The organism is Mycobacterium sp. TH-M15 (assembly GCF_057473705.1).
The window spans coordinates 1-8,858 of sequence record NZ_JBYCLB010000646.1 but is presented as its reverse complement, the minus strand read 5'-3'; the positions used below and the strand labels follow the sequence as shown (position 1 = coordinate 8,858).

Below are 8,858 nucleotides of genomic sequence, written 5' to 3'. Positions count from 1 at the left end.
ACCCGACACCCGAGACGCGGCCACCCGCCCGTTTTCGGTGGCGGTGTTGCTTGCCCAGACCGGCACCTTCGGCGCACCGCCGGTCACCGGGCGCCGGCGCCGGCGCCGCGGCAACAGCAGCGCGGTGACGGTCGCCGAACTAACCGGCGACATCCCCGTCGTGCGGGTCGACGAAGACCACCACGATGAGCACCACGCCGACGACAACTACGCCGACGACGACAACTACGCCGACGACGACCACTACGCCGACGACGACCACTACGCCGACGACGACCACTACGACGCCCGGCCGCCGACCGGACCGCAGTCCGTCGAGCGGGTTGAGGAGACCAGTTTGGCCGAGCCGGAGCCGCGCTGGCCGAAGTCGTCGCCGCAGCTGCCGAGCAGCCTGGCCGGTCCGGGGCCCGGCTACGACCCGCGGCCGGTTCGGCGGTTCGCGGCCGAGCCGAAGCCGGAGCCGGACGAATACCCGGACGACTATGTCGACCCGCGTGACGACTACTACGACTACGGCTATCACGATGACGTCGAGGGCTCGGAGGGATTCGAGTCGGACCATCTGGAAGACCGCGACATCCACGACGAAGACCACAGCGCCCGCGACGATTTCGAGCACGACGATTTCGAGCACGCTGACGAGGACGTCTCCGGGGATTCGTTCCTGCATCGCCGGTTTTTCGGCAGGCGCGGCAGCGACGAGGACCTCGACGACGAGCACGACGGGCATCGCGACGAGCACGACGACGACCAGCAGCTGGACGGCGAGTCGCCGGTGCCGGCCGGCCGCCGCGCCGAATGGCTGAGCTACGCGGCGGTGGTGCTGGAGACTGCCCTGGCGGTGTCCTTCGGGTCCGGCGTGTGGATCGCGTTCGGCCAGCTGTGGCGCTGGAACAACGTCGTCGCGCTGATGCTCACCATGCTGGTCACCATCGGCATGGCGGTCGCGGTGCGGGTGGTCCGGAAAACCGAGGACCTGGTCAGCACCCTGCTCGCCGTCGCGGCCGGGCTGTTCATCACGCTGGGTCCGCTGGCGTTCTTCCACGCGACGTAACCCGCGGCACAGTGCGCCCCGCCATCAAGGTCGGCTTGTCGACGGCCTCGGTCTACCCGTTGCGAACCGAGGCCGCGTTCGAGCACGCGGCGAGGCTCGGCTACGACGGTGTCGAGCTGATGGTGTGGGGCGAGTCGGTCAGCCAAGACATCGACGCGGTCCGAAAACTGTCCCGCCGCTACCGGATTCCGGTGCTCTCCGTCCACGCGCCGTGCTTGCTGATCTCCCAGCGGGTGTGGGGGGCCAACCCGGCGCACAAGTTGGCGCGCAGCGTGCGGGCCGCCGAACGGCTGGACGCTCAGACGGTGGTGGTGCACCCGCCGTTCCGCTGGCAGCGCCGCTATGCCGACGGCTTCACCGATCAGGTTGCCGCGTTGGAGACGGCAAGCCAAGTGCAGGTGGCGGTGGAGAACATGTTCCCGTTCCGGGCCGAGCGGCTGCTGGGCGCCGAGCGGTCCCGGGAGCGGATGCGGCGCCGGGGCGGCGGTCCGGGCCCGGCGATCTCGGCGTTCGCGCCGTCGCACGACCCGCTGGACGGCAACCACGCCCACTACACCCTGGACCTGTCGCACACCGCGACCGCCGGCACCGACGCACAGGAGATGGCCCGGCGGATGGGATCCGGCCTGGCCCACCTGCACCTCTGCGACGGCAGCGGACTCCCCGCCGACGAGCACCTGGTGCCCGGGCGCGGCACCCAGCCCGCGGTCGAGGTGTGTCAACTGCTGGCCGGCAGCGACTTCGCCGGCCACGTGGTGCTGGAGGTGACCACCTCGCACGCGCGGACCAACCATGAGCGAGACGCGCTGCTGACCGAGTCGCTGCGGTTCGCCCGAGAGCATCTGCTGCGATGAGCCGCGGTGGTGACGATGCAGAGCGCAGCGATGCTGAGGAGCGGCGCCAGTGAGCCCCGCACTGTTCACCGACGCGATGCGGCTGACCCGGGCCGACGACGACAGCGCTGACGTCGCACGGTTCACCGGGGCGCTCGACGAAAACTGGACCATCGGCCCGAAGGTGCACGGCGGGGTGATGCTGGCACTGTGCGCGCAGGCGGCCCGCACCGCCCACGGTGCGCGCGGCGGGCAGCCGGTGGCGGTCTCCGGCAACTTCCTGTGGGCGCCGGACCCCGGGCCGATGCGGCTGACCGCCACGATCCGCAAACGCGGCCGCCGGATCAGCGTCGTCGACGTCGAACTCGGCCAAGGCGACCGAATCGCCGTGCATGCCGTGGTCACCCTCGGCGAGCCGGAACATGCGGCCCCGCCGTTGCTCTCGGCCAATCCTTTGACCGCGCTGATGGCTCCGGAACCGCCGCCGGACGCGGCGCCGATCGGCCCCGGCCACCCGATGGCCGGGCTGGTGAACCTCGCCGCCGGGTGTGACGTGCGACCCCTGGTGGCGACCACGCAGCCGCGCCTCGACGGCGCGCCGCCGCTGATCCAGCTGTGGGTACGGCCCCGCGACGTCGCACCGGACGTGCTGTTCGCGCTGATGTGCGGGGACGTGTCCGCTCCGGTGACGTTCGCGGTGCACCGCACCGGCTGGGCGCCCACCGTGCAACTCACCGCCTACCTGCGCGGACTGCCGGCCGACGGCTGGCTGCGGGTGCTATGCAGCTGCGTGCAGATCGGCCAGGACTGGTTCGACGAGGATCACACCGTGGTCGACTGCACCGGCCGGATCGTGGTGCAGTCCCGGCAGTTGGCGCTGGTACCCGGTCAGTAACCTGTCGCCATGGCCAGAATCGCAATCGTCGGCGGCGGCAACATGGGCGAGGCACTCCTGTCCGGGTTCCTGCGGGCCGGCCGCGCCGTCAAGGACCTGGTGGTCGCCGAGCGGCAGCCGGACCGGGCCCGCTACCTGTCCGACACCTACTCGGTGCTGCTGACATCGGTCGCCGACGCGGTGGAGAGCGCCGACATCGTGATCATCGCGGTCAAGCCGACCGACGTCGACCCGGTGATCGCTGACATCGCCAAGATCATCGCCGCCGGCTCGGTCACCCGCCCGGATCAGGTGCTGGTGACGGTGGCGGCCGGCGTCACCACCGGCTACCTGGAGTCCAAGCTGCCGGCCGGGGTCGCCGTGGTGCGGGTGATGCCCAACACGCCAGCGCTGGTCGGCGCGGGTGCCAGCGCGCTGGCCACGGGTCGCTTCGCCAGCCCGGAACAGCTCAAGGAGGTCGCCGCGCTGTTCGACTGCGTCGGCAGCGTGACCGTGGTTCCGGAGGGGCAGCTGGATGCGGTGACCGCGATTTCGGGTTCCGGGCCGGCCTATTTCTTCCTGCTGGTGGAGGCGCTGGTGGACGCCGGGGTAGCGGCCGGGCTGGGCCGGCGGGTGGCCACCGATCTGGCGGTGCAGACGATGGTCGGCTCGGCGACGATGCTGTTGGAGCGCATCGAGCAGGACCGGCGGGCGGCCGGGGATCGCCCGGGTACCGCGATGGACACCACACCGACGCAGCTGCGCGCCGCGGTCACCTCACCCGGCGGCGTCACCGCCGCTGCGCTGCGGGAACTGGAGCGCGGTGGCCTACGAGACGCGGTCAGCGAGGCGGTTCGCGCCGCAAAAACCCGCTCTGAGCAGCTAAAAATTACATCCGAGTAGTTCACTTATTTTTCACAGTTTTACCCACATCTGTCGCTTTAACCCCATTCGTCCCGCTATTCTCTGTGTCGTAAGCACGTGTGTGGGTGCCAGCGGAGGGGAAGCCGCCGGGACTGCACGTGCCCGATTGGAATGGGTAACGATGACGTCAATGAACGGGCCGTCGGCGCGCGATAGCGGCGCACCGGACGGCCAGCAGGGTCAAACGCAGTTCATCACCGTGGCCGAGGTGGCCGCGCTGATGCGGGTCAGCAAGATGACGGTGTACCGGTTGGTGCACAGCGGCGAGCTGCCCGCGGTACGGGTCGGACGCTCCTTCCGGGTGCACGCCAAGGCCGTGCACGACCTGTTGGAGACGTCGTTCTTCGACGCCGGCTAGACCGGCGCGCCGACTCGGCGCCCAGTTCCCGGCCGGCGTCGAGCCTGCGCTCTGGGCGCTCACTCGGCGAGCCCGGCGCAGGTTCCGCCGCGCCGTGGCCACCGGCTCGACGGGCGGGGAGCGGCGATCGACGCCGTTTTCCGTTCGCCGGGCCGACCCGGGTAAGGTGTGCGGGTCAGTTCCGGAGTCGGCGCCAGCCGGCTGAGGCGAGCCAGATAGCGGAGTCCATGGGTTCAGTCATCAAGAAGCGGCGCAAGCGCATGTCGAAGAAGAAGCATCGCAAGCTGCTTCGCCGCACCCGGGTGCAGCGCAGAAAACTCGGCAAGTAGGCCCGCCTAGCCCCGTCGGCAACCGCCGCCGATTGGCGGTATTGCTTTCTGCCCGCGAACGTTAGGCTGGCAGCGTGGACTCGTCGGATTCCTCCGAGGGCGGCCGCACCGACATCCGGCATTACCCGAAAGTCGTGTTGGTCACGGGCGCGTGCCGGTTCCTGGGCGGATATCTGACCGCTCGGCTGGTTCAGAATCCGTTGATCGACCGGGTTATCGCGGTGGACGCCATCGCCCCCAGCAAGAACATGCTCCGGCGGATGGGCCGCGCCGAGTTCGTCCGCGCCGACATCCGCAACCCGTTCATCGCCAAGGTCATCCGGAACAGCGACGTCGACACCGTGGTGCACGCCGCGGCGGCCTCCTATCTGCCACGGTCGGCCAGCCCGTCCGCGCTGAAGGAGCTGAACGTGATGGGGGCGATGCAGCTCTTCGCGGCCTGTCATAAGGCGCCGTCGGTGCGGCGGGTGGTGCTGAAGTCGACGTCGGAGGTGTACGGGTCCAGCTCGCGTGACCCGGTGCTGTTCACCGAGGACTGCACCAGTCGGCATCCGCTCGGCCCGGGGTTCCCGCGCGACAGCCTGGACATCGAGGGGTACGCCCGCGGGCTGGGCCGGCGCCGGCCGGACATCGCGGTGACCATCCTGCGGCTGGCCAACATGATCGGCCCGGCGATGGACACCGTGCTCTCCCGCTACCTGGGCGGGCCGCTGGTGCCGACGGTGCTCGGCCGCGACGCGCGGTTGCAGTTGCTGCACGAGCAGGATGCGCTGGGCGCGCTGGAGCGGGCCACCATGGCCGGCAAGCCCGGCACGTTCAACGTCGGCGCCGACGGGGTCATCACGATGGCCCAGGCGGTTCGCCGGGCCGGCCGGATCCCGCTTCCGCTGCCCGGACTGGGGTTGTTCGCGGTGGATTCGCTGCGGCGGGCCAACCGTTACACCGCGATCAGCCGGGAGCAGCTGAACTACCTAAGCTTCGGCCGGGTCATGGATACCACTAAGATGCGAACCGAACTCGGCTACCGCAGCAAGTGGACCACCGCCGAGGCGTTCGACGACTATCTGCGTGGCCGCGGGGTGAGCCCGATCATCGATCCGCGCTGGATCCGGTCGTTGGAGAGCCGGGTGGTCGGCGTCGCCGGGCGTTGGGGGAGTCACAGCACGTCGAGGGGAGGGTAGCGTCGTGGCCGGCGATTCGAGAGCCAAGGTTATTCCGCTGCACCGCAGTTCGGGCCGGACGCCCGCCGAGCGGCGGGCCAGTCAGCGAGCCGCGGGCGCTCGGCGCGACCCGTCGCTGCTCTCCGATCCCGAGCAGCGCGCCTCCGCCGAGCAGATCGCGGCCGTCGTCCGGGAGATCGACAAGAAACGCGGCGCGGCCGGGCAGGGCGAGGGGTCCTCCGAGGATCTGGCCGACCGGATCGCCTCGGTCGCCGCGTTCCTGCGGGAGCGGATCACCGGCGACTACGCCGTCGACGAGTTCGGCTTCGACCCGCAGTTCAACGAGGCGATCGCGCTGCCGCTGCTGCGGTTGCCCTACAAGTCGTGGTTCCGGGTCGAGGTGAGTGGCATCGAGAACCTGCCGGAGAGCGGGCCGGCGCTGGTGGTCGCCAACCATGCCGGCGTGCTGCCGGTGGACGCGCTGATGATCTCGGTGGCGGCGCACGACGAGCACCCCGCACACCGCAACCTGCGGCTGCTCGCCGCCGATCTGGTCTTCGACCTGCCGGTGATCGGGTCGGCGGCCCGCAAGGCCGGCCACACCATGGCCTGCACCGCCGACGCGCACCGGCTGCTGGCGGCAGGCGAGATGGCCGCGGTGTTCCCGGAGGGCTACAAGGGTCTGGGCAAGAAGTTCCGGGACCGCTACAAGCTGCAGCGGTTCGGCCGCGGCGGGTTCGTGTCGTCGGCGCTGCGCACCAAGGCGCCGATCATCCCGTGCTCGGTGATCGGGTCCGAGGAGATCTACCCGATGCTGGCCGACGTCAAACTGCTGGCCCGCCTGCTCGGTGTGCCCTACTTCCCGGTCACCCCGTTGTTCCCGCTGGCCGGCCTGGCCGGTCTGGTGCCGCTGCCGTCCAAGTGGCACATCGCGTTCGGCACGCCGATCTCCACGGCCGACTACGACGCCGCGGCCGCCGACGATCCGATGGTCACCTTCGACCTCACCGACCAGGTGCGTGAGACCATCCAGCACACGCTGTACCGGCTGCTGGCCGGCCGGCGCAACGTGTTCTTCGGCTGAGCCGTCAACCCTCCTTGATCCGCAGCGTGCGGATGCGTTCGGCGTATCCCGCCTCGAACCGGATGATCTCGGCGTCCAGCTGCTTGAGCTGCTGCTGGTAGATGTTCGCCTGCTCGGCGCGGGTGATCTGCTCGGCAGTCAGGGCCACCCGCCGCGCCGGGTCGTCGACGGCGTCCAGCGTCGACCAGTCCCGGCGGTCGGTGACGTCGGTGAACGTCGTGAGGTCCACCTTGTAGCCGTCGGCCTCGATCCGGTCGAGCAGCGCGATGAACGGCTGGCGCCGCTCGGAGACGTCGCGGTGCGCCTCGGCCAGCAGCTCGTGCAGCCGGCTCAGCGTGTCGACGACCCGACTCATCAGCGTCAGCGCCTCCAACATGCCGCCCTGGACGAAGCTCAGCGTCATCGGAGCGCCGGCGGGCCGCTCGTCGTTGGCCGCTTGCACCCGGTCGATCAGCCGGCCCAGCACCTCGTCGGCCGCCGCGCCGAGCGGCCGACGGCCCAGGCTGCGCGCGTAGCTGCGCCGCTGCTTCTCCAGGAACTCCTGCATCGCGTGAAGGCTTTCCACCGCACCCCCTCACCGTGCCCGATGCCCTGGGGCGAGGCTATGTCCGGTCCCGCATCGCCGCAATCGCGGCGACCGTGGCCGCCTCGGTGTCGGCGTCCTGGCGGGCGGACTCGCCGAGCATGGTGACGACGCTGGTGATCACCGGCTTGCCCTCGGCGTCGGTGCACTCGCTGCGGATCTCGCTGATCACGGTGCCGTGCGACTCGAGCACCGAGTCCAGGTAGGCGTCGAAGTAGAGCCGGTCGCCGGTCAGGATCGGCCGGTGGAAGGTGAACTTCTGGTCGCGATGGAACACCCGGGCGATGTTGATCGGGATGGAGAAGTTGTTGAAGATCTCCAGCTGCACCTGCCGGCCGGCGACCGCCAGGAAGGTCAGCGACGCCACCAGCGCCGGGTAGCCCAGCTCGGCGGCGGCCTCCTCGTCGAAGTGGGCCGGGTGGTCGTCTTTGACCGCGCGGGCGAACTCGCGGATCTTCTCCCGCCCGACCTCGAAGTAGTCCGGGAACCGGTAGTGGGTACCGATGATCTCCTGTGACCCTGTATGCACTGACATGCCGGGTGGTCCTCCGCTCGCGGTAGTGCTCGGCGGCGGAAGCCTATCAGTGCTGGGTGTCCGCCCTGGTCGTGGCGTCGTCGTCGGTTACCCGCGCTCGTGATGGTGCGCCACGGGGTTTGTTGCGGTCGCGCCGTCCTCGCGCGATAGCCGCGCTCGTGACGGTGCGCCACGGCTGCGGCGACGACGCCGCCGGCCGCCCCCAGCGCCAGCCCCGCCGGCACCCCGATCCGCGCCGCCTTGCGCGCGGTGCGGAAGTCGTGGATCTCCCAGCCGCGTTCCCGGGCCAGGTCGCGCAGACCGGCGTCGGGGTTGATCGCCACCGCGGTGCCGACCAGCGACAGCATCGGCACGTCGTTGAAGCTGTCGGAGTAGGCGCTGCACCGCTTGAGGTCCAGCCCCTCCCGGATCGCCAGCGACCGCACCGCGTGCGCCTTGCCGGTGCCGTGCAGGATCTCACCGTCCAGCCGGCCGGTGAACACCCCGTCGACCGATTCCAGGATGGTGCCCAGCGCGCCGGTCAGCCCGAGCCGCCGGGCGATGGTCGCGGCCAGCTCGTAGGGGGTCGCGGTGACCAGCCAGACCTGCTGGCCGGCGTCCAGGTGCGCCTGGGTCAGCTCCAGGGTGCCGGGCCAGATCTTGTCGGCGATGATCTCGTCGTAGATCTCCTCGCCCAGGGCCGCCAACTCCGCGGTCGGCCGGCCCTCGATGACCGCGAGCCCCTTGCGCCGGCCGGCGGCGACGTCGTCGCTGTTCTCCTTGCCGGTGAGCCGGAACTTGGCTTGGGCATAGATCATCCGGACGACGTCTCGGTAGCTGAAGTAGTCGCGGGCGGCCAGCCCCCGGCTGAAGTGCAGCACCGACGAACCCTGGATCAAGGTGTTGTCCACGTCGAAGAACGCCGCGGCGGTGAGGTCGACCGGGCGGGATTCGTCGGCCTCGGGCACCCGGACGTCCTCGAGCGCCCGCTCGGCGCTGGGGTTGGTGGTCAGCGACTCCAGCTCGGCGTCTGTGCCCGTGTCCGCCGCGTCGGGGGAAGCCATTCGGGACCTCCTTTCACCATGCCGCCTGCCAACCGCCGTGGGCCGTCCCGCGGCCCGGAATAAACCTTATACGGCGGGGGG

The 8,858-nt window shown here is 70.3% G+C and carries 10 protein-coding genes and 1 pseudogene; 8 read left to right on the top strand and 3 right to left on the bottom strand.

The window, feature by feature from the left end; all coding sequences use genetic code 11:
* Positions 1-37: 37 nt before the first annotated feature.
* From AC2VNT_RS15830 to AC2VNT_RS15795, 8 genes are all read left to right on the top strand, one after another.
* A complete protein-coding gene (locus AC2VNT_RS15830) occupies positions 38-1,054 on the top strand; it encodes a hypothetical protein (protein ID WP_486947756.1) in 1,017 nt (338 codons plus the stop codon).
* An 11-nt stretch (positions 1,055-1,065) separates the two neighbouring features.
* Positions 1,066-1,908, top strand: coding sequence for a sugar phosphate isomerase/epimerase family protein (locus AC2VNT_RS15825; RefSeq protein WP_486947754.1), 843 nt, complete (start codon positions 1,066-1,068; stop codon positions 1,906-1,908).
* A 76-nt stretch (positions 1,909-1,984) separates the two neighbouring features.
* The gene (locus AC2VNT_RS15820) at positions 1,985-2,782 is read left to right on the top strand and encodes a thioesterase family protein (RefSeq protein ID WP_486947755.1); all 798 of its coding nucleotides are present in this window, start codon (positions 1,985-1,987) and stop codon (positions 2,780-2,782) included.
* 9 nt (positions 2,783-2,791) lie between these two features.
* Entirely contained in the window at positions 2,792-3,664 is an 873-nt protein-coding gene (proC, locus tag AC2VNT_RS15815) for a pyrroline-5-carboxylate reductase (protein WP_486947753.1), read from the top strand.
* Positions 3,665-3,806: 142 nt separating this feature from the next.
* Entirely contained in the window at positions 3,807-4,043 is a 237-nt protein-coding gene (locus tag AC2VNT_RS15810; protein ID WP_486947752.1) for a cell division/environmental response transcriptional regulator, read from the top strand.
* Between the two features lie 227 nt (positions 4,044-4,270).
* Positions 4,271-4,372 carry a 30S ribosomal protein bS22 gene (locus AC2VNT_RS15805; protein WP_003402602.1) on the top strand — a complete coding sequence of 34 codons (102 nt, stop codon included), beginning with the start codon at positions 4,271-4,273 and terminating at the stop codon, positions 4,370-4,372.
* 74 nt (positions 4,373-4,446) lie between these two features.
* Positions 4,447-5,553: an SDR family oxidoreductase gene (locus tag AC2VNT_RS15800; protein WP_486947751.1), complete on the top strand. Its 1,107-nt coding sequence runs from the start codon at positions 4,447-4,449 to the stop codon at positions 5,551-5,553.
* 4 nt (positions 5,554-5,557) lie between these two features.
* The gene (locus tag AC2VNT_RS15795) at positions 5,558-6,616 is read left to right on the top strand and encodes a lysophospholipid acyltransferase family protein (protein WP_486947750.1); all 1,059 of its coding nucleotides are present in this window, start codon (positions 5,558-5,560) and stop codon (positions 6,614-6,616) included.
* Between the two features lie 4 nt (positions 6,617-6,620).
* On the opposite strand, the gene AC2VNT_RS15790 is transcribed toward AC2VNT_RS15795, so the two are convergent.
* The 3 genes and pseudogenes from AC2VNT_RS15790 to AC2VNT_RS15780 form a co-directional block, all read right to left on the bottom strand.
* Complete coding sequence (locus AC2VNT_RS15790; protein WP_486947749.1) at positions 6,621-7,181, bottom strand: hypothetical protein; 561 nt, start codon at positions 7,179-7,181, stop codon at positions 6,621-6,623.
* A 37-nt stretch (positions 7,182-7,218) separates the two neighbouring features.
* A complete protein-coding gene (locus AC2VNT_RS15785) occupies positions 7,219-7,734 on the bottom strand; it encodes an FAS1-like dehydratase domain-containing protein (protein WP_486947748.1) in 516 nt (171 codons plus the stop codon).
* A gap of 155 nt (positions 7,735-7,889) precedes the next feature.
* Positions 7,890-8,777, bottom strand: a pseudogene (locus AC2VNT_RS15780) (HAD family hydrolase); the annotation flags it as partial.
* Positions 8,778-8,858: the final 81 nt, after the last annotated feature.